The following is an 18,742-nucleotide window of genomic DNA, read 5'->3' as shown; positions in this document are numbered from 1 at the left end:
GGTTTCAAGGGATGTCCGTTTGCGACTGACTTAGTTGTGGCGATAGGCTTTTGCGGCACCGCGATCCTTTTCCTGCTGCCACTCCCGTTCGCGCTCGTCCCAGAAGCGCTCATGGTACTCGCGCTGTTCTTCGCTGTTCTGCATGGCGTGGCACTGGCGAAAGCCGTCGTCCCAGCCGGTTTCATACTGACGTTCGTGCAGGTAGCGCGGCACGTCCTTGCGGAAGTTGCCCACCATCAGCCCGGCGGCCTGGCGGCCGCTGCTGCAGCCGTCCTGGAAGCCATCGGCATAGGCAGGCGGATAACCACGGTTGACCATCTGCTCGTGGGTGGTTTCGCAACCTGACAGCAACAACGCCATGCACACGCCGAACCAGTACCGCGACATAACCACCCAGCCCTCCAATTGATAATGGAAAGTCTAGGTGGCGATTTGTCGGGGAGCTGTCAAAACGGTGTCAAAGAGTCGATTGGGTCACTAGTAGTGATACCACTTCAGCTCCAGCATCACCTCATTCTGCGCCGTCGCCAGGTGGCTGAACTCGCGCGATGCACTTAACCGCACGCCCAGGTTCTGGCTGATCTCCCACTGCTGGTTCAGGCTCACACTACGGCGGACTTCGCCATTGGTGAAGTAGTCGCCTTTGGCCTCCAGTGTCAGGTTGCCCAAGCCGTTTCGCCACAACAGGCCGCCATTGAAGCCTGCCGCTGGAGCGATGAATTCGGCGAAATCATTGTGATGTTCGACCCGCACGGTACCCAGAGCAAAGCCCAGCAAACCGTCGGCCAACTGCCAGGTACCCCCGGCGCCACCATTTACATGGCTGACCAGGACTTCGTCATCATGTTTTCCCGGCACGCGCTCAAGGCCGCCAGCCACCTGCCACGACCAGGGTTTGAGCAGCTCGTTACGCGGCGTCAGCGAGCGGATGGTGGCCAGGTCCAGGCGCTGCACTTGCCAGTCGTTGCCTTCGTATTGGCGCACCTTCAGTTGCAGGATCTCGATCTGCGCACCCAATGGGAAGCCGTAGGCGTTGTCGTTGAGGTCGTGATAGGCCATGCGCAGGCCATACTCGGCGTAGGCGCGGTCTTCACGGGTGCCCACTCCCAGCTGCCAGGTGCGTGAATCGTGGCCATCTTCGGGTAGGCCGGGGCGTTCGATCTGCAAGGGTGGCGGCGGGTTGCTGTTGATCGCCCGCAGCAGCTCGAAGCTGCGCTTCGCCTGCCCAGGGTCGCGCTCCTGGCCATTGGCCCGGTAACGCTCCAGGCGGTACGCGGCATCTTGCACGAGCGCTTGCCGTTCGCGGGGCAGGGCCTTGAATTCGGGGCTCTGCAATTGTGCGGTGTCGGCACTCACGGCCAGCACCTGCTGCTTTTCGCCGTGGTCCAGTGGCTCGGCGCGGGCCAGCAATTCACGTTCGCGAGAAGGGCGGTATGTCTCGCTGGCGACCAGGCCGGACTGCTTCACGGCCTTCACGGTGTCGGTCGGGATGGCGGTCAACGGGAACTGCGAGGTCAGGTCCAGGCTCGGTCGGGCCACTTGCAGCAGCTCCAGTAGGCGGTACGAGCAGTTTTCGTCGAAGAAGAAGTAGTCGAACTGGATCTGCTTCAACTCCCACACATGTTCGACCATGCGCCCGGTTTCTTCGGGGGTGAGGTCCAGCTGGTACTCCCACAGGTCGCGGTTTTCCAGGCTGCGGTATTCGGACAGTTTTTCCTGGTAGGGCATCAGCGCGAACAGCCCCGGGTAGCCGCCCATCAGGCCCTTCCAGGCGTACAGAATGCTGTTGTCGCTGCCTTCGATGTAGGCACCGAAGTTGATCGCGTAGCTCAGCAACGTGGTGTCGTCGCTTCGGGTGTTGGACTGGTCGATGCGCAGCAGGGTGTGGCCGAACATGGACGATGGGCTGTTCAGGTAGGCCGCCGGGAAAATCAACGCGGCGCTGTGCGGGTCGATCGACTGGTACCAGGTCTTGAATTCCTGGCAATCCGGTTGCGGCAGGCCTTGCAGGCCAAGCTGTTCACGTAGCCAGCGGGTGCGTGCAGGGAATACACACTGGGCATGCTTGTCGCCTAGGCTGGCCGGGGCATACAGCGCATCGACCGTGGCTTGCAGCTCCTGGTCGGGGTGGTGTGCGCCGTCCTGGGCGAGGAAGAACGCATCGTCGTCCACATAGCTGCGCCAGCCCCCGAGCTTGGCGGTTTCGTAATGGCCCAGGGCAATCCAGTAAGGGGTGTTGGCCAGTTGCTGGAGACGGCCTTGATCCAGTACGGGCGCGGCATGAACAGGGGCGCAGGCACACAGCGCCAGGGCAGCGAGGCGTTTGAGCATATCGGGCAACTACTTCTTGACGATGCCGAAAAAGGCGAAACCCGCCCCGGGTGGGGCGGGAGCAGCAGTGCTTAGGCCTCGGTAGCGTATTTGGCCAGGCGTGGGTCGTTCTTCAGAACGGCCAGGGTGTTGCTGTGGACAGTTTCAGCAGTGACGTCGGCGCTGGTGAAAATCTGGTTGAAGTGCTGGTGGGCGACCGACTGGAAGTAGCTGCGGTCTTCCGGGGCCACACCGAGGACCACGGCATAGGTGGTCAGTGCTTCGCCCTGGCCCATGGCCATGTCTTCGGAAAGCTCGTTCATCATGCCGTTCATGGCGAACCACGACTTGCCGCCGTAGGTCAGCGAGGCTTTGGTGGAGCAGCCGTTGGTGCCGGAGGTCATGCCGAAGGTGGCGTTACCGGAGGTGCCGTTGGTGGTGGAGGCCAGGAAGTGTGCCGGCGTGCCGCGCTGGCCTTCGAACAGCATGTTGCCCCAGCCGCAGTTCGGGCCGCCTGGCGCTTCGGCCATGGCGTTCAGCGAGACCACGGTGAACAGAGTACCCAGAAGAATCCGTTTCATAGCATTTGTTCTCTTTGTCTTAACCAAGGGTCAGGGTTTCTGGCAACTCGGTTGCCAGGTCGGGAAAGCATTTCACCCACCCGCGCAGCTTGGAGTTTAGGCACGATCTAAAGGTTGCGTTGTTGATTGCGAAAAATTTGCTGTCACATGACGTGCATGGGCTGCGACATAAAGTCCCGCAGAGCCTTGCAAGGCGCGCGCAGGCAGCGCCAGAATGCTGCGTATCTGCCCCGCCGAAGTAAGGAAACCCAATGCCCGATCCTGTCGCTGCGCGCCTGCGTCTTGCGCCTGAAGCCCTGACCCGGCGTTTCTCACCCGAGCAGTTTGCCTTTACCAATACTGACGATCTGGAGCCGTTTCGCGGAGTCCTGGGCCAGGAGCGTGCTGTCGAGGCCCTGCAGTTTGGTGTGGCCATGCCACGCCCCGGTTACAACGTGTACGTCATGGGCGAGCCGGGTACCGGCCGCTTCTCGTTCGTCAAGCGCTACCTCAAGGCCGAGGGCAAGCGCCAGCAGACCCCGGCTGACTGGGTCTACGTCAACAACTTCGACGACACCCGTGAACCGCGTGCGCTGGAATTGCCATCCGGCAGCGCCGGGGCGTTCATCGCCGACATGGGCGGGCTGATCGACAACCTGCTGGCGACCTTCCCGGCCGTGTTCGAACACCCGTCGTACCAGCAGAAGAAGGGCGCCATCGACCGTGCCTTCAACCAGCGTTATGACCGCGCCCTGGATGTGATCGAGCGCGCCTCGCTGGAAAAGGACGTAGCGTTGTACCGCGATGCCAGCAACGTTGCCTTCACCCCGATGGCAGACGGCAAGGCGCTGGATGAAGCCGAGTTCGCCCAGTTGCCGGAAGACGTGCGTGAACAGTTCCATGAGGACATTGCCCAGCTCGAAGAGCAGTTGAACGAAGAACTGGCCAGCCTGCCGCAATGGAAGCGTGAGTCGAACAACCAGCTGCGCCAGCTGAATGAAGAAACCATCACCCTGGCCTTGCAACCGTTGCTGGCACCGTTGTCGGAAAAGTATGCCGAGAACGCCGCAGTGTGCGCCTACCTGCAGTCGGTGCAACTGAACCTGCTGCGCACCGTGGTCGAGCAATTGGTCGACGACAGCAAGACCGACGCTGCCGCGCGCAAGCTGCTCGAAGAGCAGTACGCACCCAACCTGGTGGTCGGCCACCATGCTGCCGGTGGTGCGCCGGTCGTGTTCGAGCCGCACCCGACCTACGACAACCTGTTTGGCCGTATCGAATACAGCACCGACCAAGGCGCGCTGTACACCTCGTACCGCCAGCTGCGCCCGGGCGCGTTGCACCGTGCCAACGGCGGTTTCCTGATTCTCGAAGCCGAGAAGATGCTGGGCGAGCCGTTCGTGTGGGATGCGCTCAAGCGTTCCTTGCAGTCGCGCAAGCTGAAGATGGAATCACCGATCGGTGAGCTGGGCCGTGTTGCCACTGTCAGCCTGCAGCCGCAGATGATTCCGCTCAACGTCAAGCTGGTGATTATCGGTTCGCGCCAGCTGTACTACGCCTTGCAGGACCACGACTCGGACTTCCAGGAGATGTTCCGGGTGTTGGTGGACTTCGACGAAGACATGCCCATGGTCGACGAGAACCTGGAGCAATTCGCCCAGCTGTTGCGTACCCGCACCAACGAAGAGGGCATGGCGCCGTTGACCAGTGACGCGGTCGCGCGCCTGGCGACCTACAGCGCCCGCCTGGCAGAGAACCAGTCGCGCCTGTCGGCACGCATCGGTGACCTGTTCCAGCTGGTCAGCGAAGCCGACTTCATCCGCCAGTTGGCCAGTGACGAAATGACCGACGCCGGGCACATCGAACGTGCGCTCAAGGCCAAGGCCACCCGCACCGGGCGTGTGTCGCAGCGGGTGCTGGACGACATGCTTGCCGGCATCATCCTGATCGACACCGAGGGCGCGGCCATTGGCAAGTGCAACGGCCTGACCGTGCTGGAAGTGGGGGACTCGGCGTTCGGTATGCCGGCGCGCATCTCGGCCACCGTGTACCCGGGCGGCAGCGGCATCGTCGACATTGAGCGCGAGGTCAACCTGGGCCAGCCGATTCACTCCAAGGGGGTGATGATCCTGACCGGTTACCTGGGTAGCCGCTATGCCCAGGAGTTCCCGCTGGCGATTTCCGCGAGCATCGCGCTGGAGCAGTCTTACGGCTATGTGGACGGTGACAGCGCCTCGCTGGGCGAAGCCTGCACGCTGATTTCGGCCTTGTCGCGCACGCCGCTCAAGCAGTGCTTTGCCATCACCGGCTCGATCAACCAGTTTGGTGAAGTGCAGGCCGTGGGAGGGGTGAACGAGAAGATCGAGGGCTTCTTCCGCCTTTGCGAGGCCCGTGGCCTGACCGGTGAGCAGGGTGTGATCATTCCGCGTGCCAACGTTGCCACCCTGATGCTCGACGAGCGCGTGCTTCAGGCGGTGGAGAACGGCATGTTCCACGTCTACGCGGTCAGCCAGGCCGATGAAGCGTTGAGCCTGCTGGTAGGTGAGGAGGCCGGAGTGCTCGATGGCAACGGCCAGTTCACCGAGGGCAGCGTCAATGCCCGGGTGGTGGAACGCCTGCGCGAAATCGCCGAAATGATCAGCGAGGAAGAAATCGAGAAGGCAGAAAAGGAACGCCTCGAAGAGGTGATTGCCCAGGCCAAACCAGCCTGAGTCAATAAACCGGCGCTAGCGGCGATGTGCTACCGTTCAGCGCCGGTTTTCCATCTTTCTGTACGGTTCTTCTATGCTGGAACTTAAGGACGGTACAGCGTTCAGGATGGAAACAGCCTGAGGTACAGGCTGAACAAGGCTCTTTGGAGGGGACGCGGCCATGCGCAACCTCAGCCTCACACGCCAGTGCCTGGGCCTGGTGACCCGCATCGAATGCAGTATCCGCCCACTGGCTGGGGACAACGGCATGTGGACGCTGCTGTTTGCCGCCGGCATGGCCGGTGAACAACCCTCTGCGATCAAGGCTCAAGGGCCTTTCCATGGGCCGCTGGTGGCCGAATCGGTGCTCAATGCCATTGTCGACAGCCTGACCTTGCACGGGTACCAGGTGGCCGAGGACCCGCAGATCTGGTGCCTGCACCTGCAGGCGCAGTTGCGGCGGATCAATGGCGAGCGGTGCCGGAACCTGGGGGATTACCAGTTTCATCCTGAGTCTTGATTGAGCCTGGGGCCGCTTTGCGGCCCCAGGCTTTTGCTGTAACAGGTGGCTGGCTATACTCGCCGTCGTTTTTTAGTCACCTGATGAGTCCTGAACTTCATGGAACGTATCCTCGAAAATGCGATGTATGCCTCGCGCTGGCTGCTCGCACCCATCTACTTCGGCCTGTCCCTCGGCCTGCTGGCCCTGGCGCTGAAATTCTTCCAGGAAGTGGTCCACGTCCTGCCCAACGTTTTCGCCCTGAGCGAAGCCGACCTGATCCTGGTGATCCTGTCGCTGATCGACATGTCGCTGGTGGGCGGCCTGCTGGTGATGGTGATGATTTCCGGCTACGAGAACTTCGTTTCGCAACTGGATATCGACGAGAGCAAAGAGAAGCTCAACTGGCTGGGCAAGATGGACTCTTCGTCGCTGAAGATGAAGGTTGCTGCTTCGATCGTGGCGATTTCATCCATTCACCTGCTGCGGGTGTTCATGGATGCGCAGAACATCTCCACCGATTACCTGATGTGGTACGTGATTATCCACATGACCTTCGTGGTGTCGGCGTTCTGCATGGGCTACCTGGACAAGCTGACCAAGCACTGAGCCAAATAGCTGTTGGCACCGCCCGTCCGTTGCAAAACGGACGGGCGGTGTTGTTTCTGGCTTGTGCTTTCGGCCGGTCTGTACAAAAAATGAGCTCTCATGCGTGGTTCCCGTCGCGAGGTGCTCTCATGAACCTGCATCAGCTCAATACCGAGGCCAGGGCTGGCCATGTCGATGAACTGAACCTGATCGCCATCGAAGGCGGTGACTACCTGCTCGAGGCCCGGGTCAAAGGCCGTGCCCACCCCTTGTCCGACACCCGTGGTGAGCGCTTGCGTGTGCACTCGGTGGAGGATGCGCGCAAGTTGCTGCAAACCATCCCCATGGTTTCGATGAACCTGGTGCACTGGTCGGTGCAAGATGAAATGTGCGGCATGGGCACGCACCCGGAAGAAGACCTGAAGGTGCCGATTTCCCAGCGTTCGGCCTGGTAGCTGCTCGCAGCGCCCCAGTGTGCTAGGCTGCTCGCCCTTTTCATCAAGGGCGCGGCTGCACTGCGCCCTGCAGTGGAGCACGACAATGTCCGAACTCAACCTGTCCACCGACGAAACCCGCGTCAGCTACGGCATCGGCCGTCAGCTGGGCGGCCAGCTGCGCGACAACCCGCCACCAGGTGTCAGCCTGGAGGCCATCCTGGCCGGCCTGACCGATGCCTTCAATGGCGCCGACAGCCGCGTCAGCGAAGCCGACCTGTCGGCCAGCTTCAAGGTCATCCGTGACGTGATGCAAGCCGAAGCCGCAGCCAAGGCCGAAGCCGCTGCTGCTGCTGGCAAAGAATTCCTGGTCGAGAACGCCAAGCGTGAAGGCATCACCACCCTGGCGTCGGGCCTGCAGTTCGAAGTGCTGACCGCCGGTGAAGGCGCCAAGCCGACCCGCGAAGACAACGTGCGCACGCACTACCACGGCACCCTGATCGACGGCACTGTGTTCGACAGCTCCTACGACCGTGGCCAACCGGCTGAATTCCCGGTAGGCGGCGTGATCGCGGGCTGGACCGAAGCCCTGCAACTGATGAACGCAGGCAGCAAATGGCGCCTGTACGTGCCGAGCGAGCTGGCTTACGGCGCCCAAGGCGTTGGCAGCATCCCGCCGCACAGCGTGCTGGTGTTCGACGTCGAGCTGCTCGACGTTCTGTAATGCCTCGGGGCCGCTTTGCGGCCCATTCGCGGCACAAGGCCGCTCCTACAGGGGTATGCATTTTCCCATGAATATGCGTACCCCTGTAGGAGCGGCCTTGCGCCGCGAACGAGGGCGAAGCCCTCGCCAGACCTGTCAGTTCCAATCCGTTCCCGCCGGGCGCAACGCCCGCGCATAGCAGAACAGAAACAGATTCCGCACCAGCTCCTTGAGCACCCCCGGTTCACTCGAATTCAGCCCGCTCATGTCCAGGTCTCCCTGGTCACGCAGCTCGTCGAGTGCTTCCTCTTCAAGCACCGCGCACACTTCGCCGGTTTCCCGATGAAGAATGCGCAGGTAGGGGTGAGGGCGGTCCAGCCAGGCGTCGATCAGATAAGTCATGGCTATTCTTCTTGGATAGCAGTACCAATGAGAATAATTCTTATTATCTAAATAGCAAGCGCCAATTGGCAGATTTTTGTGTAATCAGACTTTGCGCACGAACTCGGACTTCAGCTTCATGGCGCCGATGCCGTCGATTTTGCAGTCGATGTCGTGGTCGCCGTCGCACAGGCGGATGTTCTTGACCTTGGTGCCGACCTTGACCACCAGGGACGAGCCCTTGACCTTGAGGTCCTTGATCACGGTGACGGTGTCGCCGTCCTGCAGGATGTTGCCGACCGAATCCTTTTTCACCACCTCGTCGCTGGCCGCCTCGGTATCGCCGCTGGCCGACCATTCGTGGGCGCATTCAGGGCAGATCAGCTGAGTGCCATCCTCATAGGTGTATTCGGAGTTGCATTTAGGGCAGGGTGGCAGAGTGCTCACTTCGGTTCCTCAAACAAACAGACGGGCGGTTAAAGGCCTGCATTGTAAAAGGTATTTTTCCAGAAGGGATTATGTCCGGACAAAAGCACCGCGGGCAAACACGCTCCTACAGTCGCAAATCCTGTAGAAGCGGGTTTGCCCGCGAATGAAGACGGCTCGGTCTGTCAGTGAGTACGCGCGACCGCAAACTCGCTCAATTCAACCAGCGCATCCCGATACTCGCTGGCCGGCAGCACTTCGAGGCACTCGATGGCACGCTTCACGTAATCACGGGCCAGCTCTGCGGTGTACTTAAGCGCCCCCGATTCCTCCACGGCCACGCGAATCTGCTCAAGGTCCTCCAGGCCACCTTTCTGGATCGCCTGGCGCACCAGTGCAGCCTGTTCGGCAGTGCCTTCGCGCATGGTGTAGATCAGCGGCAGGGTAGGCTTGCCTTCAGCCAGGTCGTCACCCACGTTCTTGCCAAGGGTTTGCGAGTCGCCTTTATAGTCCAGCAGGTCGTCGACCAGCTGGAAGGCCACACCCAGGTGGTCACCGAAGGTGCGCAGGGCTTCGCGCTGTTCGTCTGTCGCTTCGGCCAGCGCGGCAGCGCTGTGGGTCGAGGCTTCGAAGAGCATCGCGGTCTTGCCGCGGATGACTTCCATGTAGACTTCTTCGGTGGTGCTGGCATCGCGTACTCGCGACAGCTGCAGCACTTCACCCTCGGCAATCACGCGGGTGGCCTTGGACAGGATCTGCATGACCGGCATCGAGCCCAGCTCGACCATCATTTCGAACGAGCGCGAATAAAGGAAGTCGCCCACCAGCACGCTTGGCGCGTTACCCCACAGGGCATTGGCGGTGGAGCGGCCACGGCGCATGCCGGACATGTCGACCACGTCGTCGTGCAGCAGGGTGGCGGTGTGCAGGAATTCGATGGTGGCGGCCAGCAGGCGCAGGTCGTCGCCTTCGCGGCCCAGGGCTTTGCCGCACAGCAGCACCAGCAGGGGGCGCAGGCGCTTGCCACCGGCGGACGTGATATAGTCGCCGATCTTCGATACCAGCGGCACGCGCGAGGTCAGCTGCTTCTTGATGATCTCGTCGACGGCGCTGAAATCATCAGCCACCGCACGGTAGAAGGTTTGGGGTTGCATCGGCTGCTCCAGTGAGGTTGCGCGGCATGCTAGGTTGCAGGTCCCGGTGTGTCAAGGCGCGGTGCCAGCTGGCCGGGGGCGGCACTTGCAAGCAAAACCTGGGTTGCGTACAATCGCGCACCCTAACTTCCTGGGCAGCACCTGCCTTACGCAATTGCACCGGGCCGTTCCAGCCCCATGCAGCCATGCCAGCCAATACTCATCATATAAAGCGCTGGGTGAGCAGGATTATCGGAGAAATACCATGTCTTACGCAGTAATCGTTACCGGCGGCAAGCAGTACAAAGTCGCTGAAGGTGAATTCCTCAAGATCGAAAAACTGGAAGTCGCCACTGGCGAATCCGTGACCTTCGATCGCGTTCTGCTGGTCGCCAACGGTGAAGAAGTCACCATCGGTGCTCCAGTTGTTGCTGGCGCTAAAGTAGTGGCCGAAGTCGTTTCGCAAGGCCGCCACGACAAGGTTCGCATCATCAAGTTCCGTCGTCGTAAGCACCACATGAAGCGTATGGGCCACCGCCAGTGGTTCACCGAGATCAAAATCACCGGCATCCAGGCTTAATCCCCTAGATCCCCTGAATTTATTTGGAGAATTGAACCATGGCTCACAAGAAGGCTGGTGGTAGTACTCGTAACGGTCGCGACTCAGAATCTAAACGCCTTGGCGTGAAGATGTATGGCGGCCAGGTTATCAAGCCAGGCAACATCATCGTCCGTCAGCGCGGCACTGAATTCCACGCTGGCTACGGCGTTGGCATGGGCAAGGACCACACCTTGTTCGCCAAGATCGAAGGCGTGATCAAGTTCGAGAAAAAAGGCGAGTTCATGCGCCGTTACGTGAGCATCGTCGCCGCTTAATCGCGACGTCGCTCCAGAAGCCCCGTCATGCGACGGGGCTTTTTCGTTTGTGGTGAGCCTCTTGCAAAGCTGTTTGTCTGGGTTGCCGGCGTTGGTTTCTACGGTCGTACGGGGCCGCCGCGCTCATTTTTGCAAGAGCCTCATGTTTTTGAGTCATTCAGCTCGTCTGCCGACGAGAGGCGGTTTTAATGAAGTTTGTTGACGAAGTATCCATTCGGGTCAAGGCCGGTGACGGCGGCAACGGTTGCATGAGCTTCCGTCGCGAAAAATTCATCGAGAACGGTGGCCCCAACGGCGGTGACGGTGGCGACGGTGGCTCGGTGTACATGGTCGCCGACGAAAACCTCAACACCCTGGTCGACTATCGCTACACCCGTCACCACGAGGCCCAGCGCGGCGCCAACGGCGGTAGCACCGACTGCACCGGCAAGAAAGGCGAGGACCTGTTCCTGCGTGTGCCGGTCGGCACCACCGTGATCGACGCTTCCACCCAGGAAGTGATCGGTGACCTGGTGACCCCGGGCCAGAAGCTGATGGTCGCCCAAGGCGGCTGGCACGGCTTGGGCAACACCCGTTTCAAGTCCAGCACCAACCGTGCACCGCGCCAGACCACCCCGGGTAAACCAGGTGACCAGCGCGACCTGAAGATGGAAATGAAAGTGCTGGCCGACGTTGGCCTGCTGGGCCTGCCGAACGCCGGCAAGAGCACCTTCATTCGCTCGGTTTCCGCAGCCAAGCCGAAAGTGGCTGACTACCCGTTCACCACCCTGGTACCGAACCTGGGTGTGGTCAGCGTCGACCGCTGGAAGAGCTTCGTCATCGCCGACATCCCCGGCCTGATCGAAGGCGCCTCCGAGGGTGCCGGCCTGGGTATCCGCTTCCTCAAGCACCTGGCGCGTACCCGCGTGTTGTTGCACCTGGTCGACATGGCGCCGCTGGACGAAAGCAGCCCGGCCGATGCCGCCGAAGTGATCGTCAACGAACTGACCCGCTTCAGCCCGTCGCTGGCCGAGCGTGAGCGCTGGCTGGTGCTGAACAAGGCCGACATGGTCATGGAAGACGAGCGCGATGCGCGCGTTCAGGAAGTGGTCGAGCGCCTGCAATGGGAAGGCCCGGTCTACGTGATTTCGGCCATCTCCAAACAGGGCACCGAAAAGCTCAGCCACGACCTGATGCGCTACCTCGAAGACCGCGCCGACCGCCTGGCCAACGACCCGGCCTACGCCGAAGAACTGGCCGACCTCGACCAGCGTATCGAAGACGAAGCCCGTGCCCAGCTGCAGGCCCTGGACGACGCGCGTACCCTGCGCCGTACAGGCGTCAAGAGCGTACACGACATCGGCGACGATGACGGTTGGGACGATGATTTCGAGGACGACGAAGACGGCCCGGAAATCATTTACGTGCGCGACTGATCGGTTGCAGTACACTAAACGCCGCTCTCTGGAGCGGCGTTTTTGTATCCACGGTATCTACAGATTCGACATAGGTTGGAAGAAGATGCGAAGCAAGGTGACGGGCGCCAAGCGCTGGGTCGTGAAGATTGGCAGTGCTCTGCTGACCGCCGATGGCAAAGGCCTCGACCGCGGTGCCATGGCCGTTTGGGTCGAGCAGATGGTCGCGCTGCGTGAGGCGGGCGTGGAGTTGGTACTGGTGTCCTCCGGGGCCGTGGCTGCCGGCATGAGCCAGCTGGGCTGGACCACGCGACCGAGCGCGATGAACGAGTTGCAGGCGGCTGCCTCGCTCGGCCAGATGCGCCTGGTGCAGGCGTGGGAGTCGAGCTTCGGCGAGCACGGCAAGCACACCGCACAGATCCTGCTGACCCATGACGACCTGTCCGACCGCAAGCGCTACCTGAACGCCCGCAGCACCTTGCGCACGCTGGTCGACCTGGGCGTGGTGCCGGTGATCAACGAAAACGACACCGTGGTCACAGATGAGATCCGTTTCGGCGACAACGACACCTTGGCGGCGCTGGTGGCCAACCTGGTCGAGGCCGACCTGCTGGTGATCCTCACCGACCGCGATGGCATGTTCGACGCCGACCCGCGCAACAACCCCGAAGCCCAGCTGATTTACGAAGCCCGTGCCGACGACCCGTCGCTGGACGCCGTGGCCGGTGGCACCGGTGGTGCCCTGGGCCGTGGCGGCATGCAGACCAAGCTGCGCGCTGCGCGCCTGGCTGCCCGTTCCGGTGCCCACACCATCATCATCGGTGGCCGCATCGAGCGCGTGCTGGACCGCCTCAAGGCGGGTGAGCGCCTGGGTACCTTGCTGTCGCCCGAGCGCGGCATGCTCGCTGCGCGTAAACAGTGGCTGGCAGGCCACCTGCAAACCCGTGGGACGTTGGTGCTGGATGCCGGTGCCGTGCAGGCACTGCGTGAAGCCAACAAGAGCCTGCTACCGGTCGGCGTGAAGACCGTGCAGGGCAGTTTCCGCCGTGGCGAGATGGTGGTGTGCGTCGGCCCGGACGGTCTGGAGGTGGCGCGCGGGTTGGCCAACTACAGCGCGCTGGAAGCGCAGAAGATCATTGGCCAACCGTCCGATGCCATCGAAAGCCTGCTGGGCTATAGCGCCGAGCCGGAGCTGGTGCACCGCGACAACCTGGTGCTGGTATGAGCCTGTTCAAGTGGGTGATCGGGGTGGCAGCGCTGGTGCTGCCAATGCTGGCCGGGGCAGAGGAAATCGGCCAGGTGTCCACCGTGTTCAAGTTCCTCGGGCCGAATGACCGCATCGTGGTCGAGGCGTTCGACGACCCCAAGGTCGAGGGCGTGACCTGCTACCTGTCGCGGGCCAAGACAGGCGGTGTGAAGGGTGGGTTGGGGCTGGCCGAGGACCGGGCGGAGGCATCGATTGCCTGCCGTCAGGTGGGGCCGATCAACTTCAAGGGTGAGTTGAAGGACGGCGAGGAGGTGTTCAAGGAGCGCACCTCGCTGGTGTTCAAGACCATGCAGGTGGTGCGCTTCCTGGACAAGAAGCGCAATACGCTGGTGTACCTGGTGTACAGCGACCGCATGATCGAAGGCAGCCCGCAGAATGCGGTGACCGCGATACCGATCTTGCCTTGGGCGCATTGATAACCTGGTAGATCGCCGGGAGGCCTTCGGCCTCCTATCGCGACCTGCGGTCGCTCCTACGGGAGATTGCGATACCCCTGTAGGAGCGACCGCAGGTCGCGATGGGCCGCAAAGCGGCCCTGGTTACCTCAGGCCAACTCTTCGGCCTGATCCTCACGCACAACCGCCTTCACCTCATCCAGCCGGCTGATGAACTTCCAGTCCGCCTCGTCGATGTAGATGCCATTCGGCCCGCTACCGCCTTCCAGGTCGATCGCCACACGCGCCGATACCTGAGGCTTCACACTCGCCAGAATCGGCACGAAGCCCAGCTGCAGGCTGGTCTCCAGCAGTGCTGCCTGGTTGCGTTCGTCGATGTCTGCTGCCTCATCCAGGTAGTACGGCAGGCGAATGCGTCCGGCCAGGTCACGGTCCATCAGGTGCAGCAACAGGTACATGTTGGTCAGCGCCTTGATGGTCATGGTGGTGCCGTTGGACGCCGCGCCGTCGATGTCGGCGTGGATGACCGGTTGGCCGTTGACCTTGGTGATCTCGAACGCCAGCTCGAACAGGTCCTTCAGGCCCAGCTGGTTGTGGTTGGCCGCCACCAGCCGTGCCAGGTACTCCTTGGCCTCTTCGTTCTTGTTGTCCTGCTCGGCGCTTTGGGTCAGGTCGAACACCGACAGGGTTTCGCCTTCTTCGTACTGGCCGGCACTGTGGATGATCTGGTCGATGTGCTTGAGCGCTTCCTTGTTCGGTGCCAGCACCACGCGGAAGCTTTCCAGGTTGGACACCTGGCGCTTGTTGATCTCGCGGTTGAACAGGGCCAGCTGGTGCTCGAGGCTGTCGTAGTCGCTGCGGATGTTGCGCAGAGTACGGGCAATGTCGGTGACTGCAGCGCGGCGTGCCTTGGCCAGGGTCAGGGCTTCGTCGGTGCGGTGCGCGTAGGCGTTCACCAGCAGTTGCAGGCGGCGTTCCATGTCGTCTTCGCTGTCGAACTTGGCCACGCCTTTCAGGCGTACCTGGGCGTACAGCGCCTCGATCTGGTTGTCCACGCGCTGCAGGGCTTGCCAGCTGTCCTGGTAGTCATTGAGCAGCGGCAGCAGGTTGTCCATCGAGTCGTCGATGGCTTCCATGAACGGCGTGCCGTAGGGCAGGTCGGCCGGCAGCAGTTGACGACGGCGCAGGGCGTCTTCCAGGGTGCGTTGCTTGGACTCGAGGTCGCCGATCTGGCGGCCGACCAGCTGCAGCTTGGCCGACAGCTGCTGGACGCGCTCGGTGAAGGCGTCGCTGGAACGCTTCAATTCGTCCTGGGCAGCTTCCAGCTGCGACAGTTGTTCCAGCTTCTCTGGCTCTTCGGCGCTGAGGGTTTCAGTGCGGCGGAAGTCTTCCAGCGCCTTTTGCGCATCCAGCACTTCCTGATACAGGGTTTCGGTTTGCGCTTTGGAGGCGGAGCGGTCGGCGGCTACGGCTTGCTGGGTCTTGAGCTGTTTCAGCTCTTTTTCCAGGCGCTCCTTCTGGTCGCGCAGGGCGGCACGGTCGGCCAGGGCCTGCAGTGCCGGCGGGTCGATGTTGGTCAGGTCGATGGCCAGGCCCGGCGCTTCGAAGCGCTCGCCCTTGAAGCCGTCGAGCACCGCTTCCAGCGATTTTACCCACAGGTCGCTGTCGTCCAGCTCGATGCCACGGTCGCCCAGCGGCAGGCTGAACAGCGCGCCGTTGAACAGGCGCATCAGGCGGTCGACGTCGGCTTGCGAGAACTCTTCGCGCAGGCGGGCATAGCTGTTGTTGTCGGCGTGGTCGAGCTGCTGCTTGACCTGTTTCAGGCGTTTTTCCAGGTCGCGTACGCGCTCGTCGAGGTCTTCGGCGCTAAACTGCCGCGACTGGGCCAGGGCGCCGGCCAGTTCGTCGTGGGCGTCCTTGGCTGCCAACAGTTGCTGTTCCAGGACCTTGACGTCATCGACCAGGGCAAAGCGGTGCTTGAGCACCGACAGCTCGCCCAGCCAGCGCTGGATGCCGGTAATTTCACGCTCCAGGCGCATCAGCTCCTGGGTGCCGCCGCGCTGGTCATTCTGCAGGCGATCCTGCTCGCCACGGTAGTGCTCGGACTGGATGACCAGCTCTTCCTTGCGCGCCATGGCGTATTCCTGCCAGGTGCCCAGCAGGGTGTCGAGTACGGGCGAAATGCGGTGCAGTTTGCCGCGCAGGATGTCGCGCTGGGCCACACCACCGGCCAGGGCCTCGACCAGCGGGCCGGCGGCGACCAGGGCGTTGTAGTCCTGCTCCATGCGGCGCACGTCGCGGAACGCTTCCTCGCAGGCGGCGATGTAGTCGACGCTGCCCGAACGCAGGCTGTGCTCGAACGCATCGAGGAACAGCTGCTTGAGCTTGGCGGCGGTGATTTCGCGCATGTGCAGCAGGTTGATGAACAGTGCGCGGAAGGTTTTCAGGCTTTGCTCGCTGGTGGAGCGCAGCGGGATCATGGTCAGGTCCAGCGGCACCGAGGTGTGGCCGCCAACCAGCAGGCGGCGCAGTTCATCCGGCTTCAGCTCGTAAGCCTTGATCCCTAAGCGTTCAAGGTTGGTGAACAGCTCTTTCTGGCGCAGGCAGGTGTCGTTCTTCTGGTAGTGGGCCAGGTCCAGTTCGCCCTTGTAGGCAAAGAACTGGTGGCCGAAACCGCCACCCGGGCCGCGACCGACCACGCCGATCACGTGCGGGCCGTGCGGCAGGCTCAGTTCGCAGAGAATGTACGAGGTGTCGCTGGCGAAGTAGAAGCGGCGCGACTGCTCCAGGCTGTACTTGCCGAAGCTCATGTCCGACATGCGTGCCAGGATCGGGAACTGCAGGGCGTTGATCGACGCCGATTTACCCAGGTTGTTGGCGCCGTACACCGACAGCGGGTGTTCCAGCGGGAACAGGCCAAGGCTGTATCCGGCGGTGTTGAGCAGTGCGAAGCGGCGGATGCCGTAGCGTTCCTGGCTCATGCGTCAATCTCCTGTTGCTCTTCGCGGATGGCCCGGGCCAGGGCTTGCTCTTCGCTTTCCTCGCCGTCGAACGGGCTGAGGTCCAGCGGATCGTCGGTGCGGTTGAGTTCTTCGGGGCTTTCTTCCTCGACCAGCACCGGGGTGGGCAGCGGCAGGTCGCTGTGCAGGGTGGCGGCCAGGTCGCGGTCCTGCTGCACCGACAGGCACACATCGAGGAAGCGGTGCATCGGCGGCAAGAAGCGGTAGATGCCGCCTTCTTCGTGGGCAAAGCCAAGCTGGGTCATGCGGCGCAGGATTTTTTCTTCCAGCTCGTCCACCGTCTGCACTTCGGCCTGCAGGAACAGGTCGCGGTACTTGTCCAGCAGCGAGGGCAGCTCGTCACGGCCAATACTGCCGCCATCGAGCACGGCCATCGGGTCGCGGCCCTGGTCGGCCAGATGCTCGACCAGAATGAAGGTGAACAGCGACAGGCGCTGTGCGGTCTTGTTCACCTGTGCGGCGGTCATGTCCGGCACGAAGTAGTAGAAACCACGGGTGTCGCACACCAGCTCGAAGCCCAGGGCCTTGAACAGGGTGCGGTACTGGTCCTGGAAGTTCGACAGCTGGGCGTACAGCTCCGGGTCGCGGCGGCTGACGTGGAAGCCTTTGAACAGCTCGCGGAAGATCGGTGCGAGCTGGGACAGTTCGGAAAGATCAAGATGCATGGGCTGGGCTCGCGTTGGGTTCGGTAGGCGCGCTGGTGGCGTCTTCGCGGCTGGAGGTCAGGGCGAACGAGCGCAGGCTGACCAAGTGTTCCTGGGTGGTGTATTCGCGGCGGTCGAGGCGTTCGCGCTTGAAGCGCTTTTCTCGCGACAGGCGCGAGAACCAGTACAGCAGCTCGTCGGTGGCGCCTTCGGGTTCTTGCTCCAGCAGCCAGACCATCAGGTCGGGCAGCGGCAGGGCCTGTTCGCAGCGTTCGGCCATCTCTTTGACCGTGCGCGGTGCGCGGGGCAGGGCGCCGGACTGGGTCTTGTGGGCCTTGGGGAAGCGCGCCGGCTTGGGCTCGAAGCGGGCCAGGGCGTACACATAGGCCTCGACCTGGCTCGCGCTGCCCAGGAAGGTGCTTTGCGGGCGGGTGAACATCGGCATGGCCGCTTGCGGCACGGCATCGATGCCCTTGCGCCGGATCACCGACAGGGCCAGCGCAGCGCCACGGGTCACGGCGTTGTGCCGGCGGGCTTCTTCACGCAGCGGCAGCAGCAGTTCGCGGGCATGGCGCAGGGTGAGCTGGGCGCTGGTCTGCATTTCCAGAATGCGCGCGTGGGTACGCAGCAGCATGTCGTCGTCGACCAGGTGGCCCAGACGGGCCTGTTCGCCCAGCAGCTTCAGCAGCACGGTCTCGACCTTGCGCACGCCTTGTTCGAAGGCGCCGTCGGCGTTCACCAGCTGGATCATCGGCTCGACGTATTCGTCCCAGGTGGCCAGGACTTCAGCATAACGCTGACGCAGCGGGATCTGGCGGTTGCTGGTCTTGGCCCGCTCGGCCACGGCCACCAGCGCCTGCTCGTCGTTATCGAGCTTTTTCAGTACATCGCGCACACGCATGTCGAGCAGGCGCAGCTGGCGCGCCAGGTCGTCGCTGTCGCGGTTGTCGAAGGCATCCTGGATGTGGCCGGCCAGGCGCTCCAGGTGGCGCAGGTAGGCTTCGATCTCCAGGCACAGGCCCAGCCGGTGTTCGCGGCGCAGGTAGGCGAGGAAGTCGTGGATCTGCGCGTTGAGCTCGAAACGGTTCGGGCTTTTGGCCACCGGGACCAGGATATCCAGGCGGATCCATACGTCGAGCAGCTGGGTGATGTCCTGCGGGGTGCTCTCGACCTGCTGACGGGCCACGTGCTGGCGCAGCTCGACCAGGCTCAGGGTGCCCTGGTCGAAACGCTCGCACAGCGGCTCGATCAGGGCCCAGTGTTCGGCTAGGGCGCGCAGGACGCGCTTGGGTTCGATCATTGGCTTCGACTCGTTGCCAAGAAAAAGGGGGCGATTGTACTGCATCCGGGGGGGAGGTTTTTACCCCTTGGTCTGTAATGAGAGATGTTTGGCTTGAGGTTTGTGCTGGATGTGGGACCGAG

General features: G+C 62.4%; 19 protein-coding genes. 10 read left to right on the top strand and 9 right to left on the bottom strand.

What is annotated here, in order from left to right:
* Positions 1 to 30: 30 nt before the first annotated feature.
* From D8767_RS25445 to D8767_RS25435, 3 genes are all read right to left on the bottom strand, one after another.
* On the bottom strand, positions 31 to 387 hold the full coding sequence (locus tag D8767_RS25445; protein ID WP_016713357.1) for a hypothetical protein: 357 nt from the start codon (positions 385 to 387) through the stop codon (positions 31 to 33).
* Positions 388 to 477: 90 nt separating this feature from the next.
* Complete coding sequence (locus D8767_RS25440; protein WP_016713356.1) at positions 478 to 2,331, bottom strand: DUF4105 domain-containing protein; 1,854 nt, start codon at positions 2,329 to 2,331, stop codon at positions 478 to 480.
* Positions 2,332 to 2,402: 71 nt separating this feature from the next.
* Positions 2,403 to 2,891 (bottom strand): DUF3015 domain-containing protein, encoded by a 489-nt coding sequence (locus D8767_RS25435; protein WP_016713355.1) that lies wholly within the window; start codon positions 2,889 to 2,891, stop codon positions 2,403 to 2,405.
* 251 nt (positions 2,892 to 3,142) lie between these two features.
* Between D8767_RS25435 and D8767_RS25430 the strand changes: the two genes are divergently transcribed.
* The 5 genes from D8767_RS25430 (at position 3,143) to D8767_RS25410 (ending at position 7,805) form a co-directional block, all read left to right on the top strand.
* Positions 3,143 to 5,581: a Lon protease family protein gene (locus tag D8767_RS25430; RefSeq protein WP_016713354.1), complete on the top strand. Its 2,439-nt coding sequence runs from the start codon at positions 3,143 to 3,145 to the stop codon at positions 5,579 to 5,581.
* Positions 5,582 to 5,741: 160 nt separating this feature from the next.
* Positions 5,742 to 6,080 carry a hypothetical protein gene (locus D8767_RS25425; RefSeq protein ID WP_016713353.1) on the top strand — a complete coding sequence of 113 codons (339 nt, stop codon included), beginning with the start codon at positions 5,742 to 5,744 and terminating at the stop codon, positions 6,078 to 6,080.
* Positions 6,081 to 6,179: 99 nt separating this feature from the next.
* Positions 6,180 to 6,668: a TIGR00645 family protein gene (locus D8767_RS25420; protein ID WP_003247486.1), complete on the top strand. Its 489-nt coding sequence runs from the start codon at positions 6,180 to 6,182 to the stop codon at positions 6,666 to 6,668.
* Positions 6,669 to 6,796: 128 nt separating this feature from the next.
* Complete coding sequence (locus tag D8767_RS25415; protein ID WP_016713352.1) at positions 6,797 to 7,102, top strand: DUF6482 family protein; 306 nt, start codon at positions 6,797 to 6,799, stop codon at positions 7,100 to 7,102.
* Positions 7,103 to 7,187: 85 nt separating this feature from the next.
* Positions 7,188 to 7,805, top strand: coding sequence for an FKBP-type peptidyl-prolyl cis-trans isomerase (locus tag D8767_RS25410; RefSeq protein WP_016713351.1), 618 nt, complete (start codon positions 7,188 to 7,190; stop codon positions 7,803 to 7,805).
* Between the two features lie 135 nt (positions 7,806 to 7,940).
* Here the strand turns inward: D8767_RS25410 and D8767_RS25405 are convergent, their stop codons facing one another.
* The 3 genes from D8767_RS25405 to D8767_RS25395 all read right to left on the bottom strand — a co-directional run bounded on the left by D8767_RS25405 (position 7,941) and on the right by D8767_RS25395 (position 9,745).
* Positions 7,941 to 8,186, bottom strand: coding sequence for a hypothetical protein (locus D8767_RS25405; RefSeq protein WP_016713350.1), 246 nt, complete (start codon positions 8,184 to 8,186; stop codon positions 7,941 to 7,943).
* An 84-nt stretch (positions 8,187 to 8,270) separates the two neighbouring features.
* Entirely contained in the window at positions 8,271 to 8,612 is a 342-nt protein-coding gene (locus D8767_RS25400; RefSeq protein WP_016713349.1) for a zinc ribbon domain-containing protein YjdM, read from the bottom strand.
* 164 nt (positions 8,613 to 8,776) lie between these two features.
* Entirely contained in the window at positions 8,777 to 9,745 is a 969-nt protein-coding gene (locus D8767_RS25395; RefSeq protein ID WP_016713348.1) for a polyprenyl synthetase family protein, read from the bottom strand.
* A gap of 244 nt (positions 9,746 to 9,989) precedes the next feature.
* On the opposite strand from D8767_RS25395, the gene rplU reads away from it, so the two are divergent.
* The 5 genes from rplU to D8767_RS25370 all read left to right on the top strand — a co-directional run bounded on the left by rplU (position 9,990) and on the right by D8767_RS25370 (position 13,677).
* A complete protein-coding gene (rplU, locus tag D8767_RS25390) occupies positions 9,990 to 10,304 on the top strand; it encodes a 50S ribosomal protein L21 (protein ID WP_003247466.1) in 315 nt (104 codons plus the stop codon).
* A gap of 38 nt (positions 10,305 to 10,342) precedes the next feature.
* Positions 10,343 to 10,600, top strand: a complete 258-nt coding sequence (gene rpmA / locus D8767_RS25385; protein ID WP_003247464.1) for a 50S ribosomal protein L27 — start codon at positions 10,343 to 10,345, stop codon at positions 10,598 to 10,600.
* Between the two features lie 188 nt (positions 10,601 to 10,788).
* The gene (gene cgtA, locus D8767_RS25380) at positions 10,789 to 12,015 is read left to right on the top strand and encodes an Obg family GTPase CgtA (RefSeq protein ID WP_016713347.1); all 1,227 of its coding nucleotides are present in this window, start codon (positions 10,789 to 10,791) and stop codon (positions 12,013 to 12,015) included.
* Between the two features lie 85 nt (positions 12,016 to 12,100).
* Positions 12,101 to 13,219: a glutamate 5-kinase gene (gene proB, locus D8767_RS25375; protein ID WP_016713346.1), complete on the top strand. Its 1,119-nt coding sequence runs from the start codon at positions 12,101 to 12,103 to the stop codon at positions 13,217 to 13,219.
* Positions 13,216 to 13,677, top strand: coding sequence for a CreA family protein (locus D8767_RS25370; protein WP_016713345.1), 462 nt, complete (start codon positions 13,216 to 13,218; stop codon positions 13,675 to 13,677). The genes proB and D8767_RS25370 overlap by 4 nt, the downstream gene beginning before the upstream one ends.
* Positions 13,678 to 13,805: 128 nt before the next feature.
* Here the strand turns inward: D8767_RS25370 and mksF are convergent, their stop codons facing one another.
* Genes mksF through mksB form a run of 3 tightly spaced genes read right to left on the bottom strand, consistent with a single transcriptional unit; the run spans position 13,806 to position 18,620 of the window.
* Entirely contained in the window at positions 13,806 to 16,637 is a 2,832-nt protein-coding gene (gene mksF / locus D8767_RS25365) for an Mks condensin complex protein MksF (protein ID WP_016713344.1), read from the bottom strand.
* Positions 16,634 to 17,341, bottom strand: a complete 708-nt coding sequence (gene mksE, locus D8767_RS25360) for an Mks condensin complex protein MksE (RefSeq protein ID WP_016713343.1) — start codon at positions 17,339 to 17,341, stop codon at positions 16,634 to 16,636. Before mksE ends, mksF begins: the two co-directional genes overlap by 4 nt.
* Positions 17,331 to 18,620: an Mks condensin complex protein MksB gene (gene mksB / locus D8767_RS25355; protein WP_016713342.1), complete on the bottom strand. Its 1,290-nt coding sequence runs from the start codon at positions 18,618 to 18,620 to the stop codon at positions 17,331 to 17,333. The genes mksE and mksB overlap by 11 nt, the downstream gene beginning before the upstream one ends.
* Between the last annotated feature and the right edge of the window lie 122 nt (positions 18,621 to 18,742).

Source organism: Pseudomonas sp. LTGT-11-2Z (genome assembly GCF_003691445.1).
Classification (GTDB): Bacteria; Pseudomonadota; Gammaproteobacteria; order Pseudomonadales; family Pseudomonadaceae; genus Aquipseudomonas; species Aquipseudomonas monteilii.
Note: the sequence above shows the minus strand (reverse complement) of the source record. Positions and strands in the feature narration are given on the sequence as shown.

Bases quoted from the DNA above. Each gene is read 5' to 3' on its own strand.
- D8767_RS25415 (WP_016713352.1), top strand. From the start codon at position 6,797: ATGAACCTGCATCAGCTCAATACCGAGGCCAGGGCTGGCCATGTCGAT.
- proB (WP_016713346.1), top strand. From the start codon at position 12,101: ATGCGAAGCAAGGTGACGGGCGCCAAGCGCTGGGTCGTGAAGATTGGC.
- D8767_RS25370 (WP_016713345.1), top strand. From the start codon at position 13,216: ATGAGCCTGTTCAAGTGGGTGATCGGGGTGGCAGCGCTGGTGCTGCCA.
- rplU (WP_003247466.1), top strand. From the start codon at position 9,990: ATGTCTTACGCAGTAATCGTTACCGGCGGCAAGCAGTACAAAGTCGCT.
- D8767_RS25405 (WP_016713350.1), bottom strand. From the start codon at position 8,186: ATGACTTATCTGATCGACGCCTGGCTGGACCGCCCTCACCCCTACCTG.
- D8767_RS25440 (WP_016713356.1), bottom strand. From the start codon at position 2,331: ATGCTCAAACGCCTCGCTGCCCTGGCGCTGTGTGCCTGCGCCCCTGTT.
- mksF (WP_016713344.1), bottom strand. From the start codon at position 16,637: ATGAGCCAGGAACGCTACGGCATCCGCCGCTTCGCACTGCTCAACACC.
- D8767_RS25425 (WP_016713353.1), top strand. From the start codon at position 5,742: ATGCGCAACCTCAGCCTCACACGCCAGTGCCTGGGCCTGGTGACCCGC.
- D8767_RS25395 (WP_016713348.1), bottom strand. From the start codon at position 9,745: ATGCAACCCCAAACCTTCTACCGTGCGGTGGCTGATGATTTCAGCGCC.
- D8767_RS25445 (WP_016713357.1), bottom strand. From the start codon at position 387: ATGTCGCGGTACTGGTTCGGCGTGTGCATGGCGTTGTTGCTGTCAGGT.
- D8767_RS25410 (WP_016713351.1), top strand. From the start codon at position 7,188: ATGTCCGAACTCAACCTGTCCACCGACGAAACCCGCGTCAGCTACGGC.
- mksB (WP_016713342.1), bottom strand. From the start codon at position 18,620: ATGATCGAACCCAAGCGCGTCCTGCGCGCCCTAGCCGAACACTGGGCC.
- mksE (WP_016713343.1), bottom strand. From the start codon at position 17,341: ATGCATCTTGATCTTTCCGAACTGTCCCAGCTCGCACCGATCTTCCGC.
- D8767_RS25430 (WP_016713354.1), top strand. From the start codon at position 3,143: ATGCCCGATCCTGTCGCTGCGCGCCTGCGTCTTGCGCCTGAAGCCCTG.
- D8767_RS25420 (WP_003247486.1), top strand. From the start codon at position 6,180: ATGGAACGTATCCTCGAAAATGCGATGTATGCCTCGCGCTGGCTGCTC.
- rpmA (WP_003247464.1), top strand. From the start codon at position 10,343: ATGGCTCACAAGAAGGCTGGTGGTAGTACTCGTAACGGTCGCGACTCA.
- D8767_RS25435 (WP_016713355.1), bottom strand. From the start codon at position 2,891: ATGAAACGGATTCTTCTGGGTACTCTGTTCACCGTGGTCTCGCTGAAC.
- cgtA (WP_016713347.1), top strand. From the start codon at position 10,789: ATGAAGTTTGTTGACGAAGTATCCATTCGGGTCAAGGCCGGTGACGGC.